This window comes from Limosilactobacillus agrestis (genome assembly GCF_014145585.1).
GTDB classification, from domain to species: domain Bacteria; phylum Bacillota; class Bacilli; order Lactobacillales; family Lactobacillaceae; genus Limosilactobacillus; species Limosilactobacillus agrestis.
The window spans coordinates 1-409 of sequence record NZ_JACIVF010000031.1 but is presented as its reverse complement, the minus strand read 5'-3'; the positions used below and the strand labels follow the sequence as shown (position 1 = coordinate 409).

Below are 409 nucleotides of genomic sequence, written 5' to 3'. Positions count from 1 at the left end.
AACAAGGTAGCCGTAGGAGAACCTGCGGCTGGATCACCTCCTTTCTAAGGAATAAAACGGAACCTACACATCGAAGAAACTTTGTTTAGTTTTGAGAGGTTTACCTCTTAAAACTTCAACCTATAAGACGCTTATTTGGGCCTATAGCTCAGCTGGTTTAGAGCGCACGCCTGATAAGCGTGAGGTCGATGGTTCAAGTCCATTTAGGCCCATATGGGGAATTAGCTCAGCTGGGAGAGCACCTGCTTTGCAAGCAGGAGGTCATCGGTTCGATTCCGTTATTCTCCATCATCAACCGTAAGGTTGATAGAGTTTGTACTTTGAAAACTAAATACTATCTAATTTCTTTATTAACAAAACAATAAACCGAGAACACCGCGTTATTTGAGTTTTAATTAACGAATTATAA

The 409-nt window shown here is 41.1% G+C and carries 2 tRNA genes; both read left to right on the top strand.

The features are described from left to right. The first annotated feature begins 137 nt into the window (after window positions 1–137). A tRNA-Ile gene (locus H5R88_RS02190) sits at window positions 138–212 on the top strand. Window positions 213–215: 3 nt separating this feature from the next. Then, window positions 216–288, top strand: a tRNA-Ala gene (locus tag H5R88_RS02185). The last annotated feature ends 121 nt before the right edge of the window (window positions 289–409 follow it).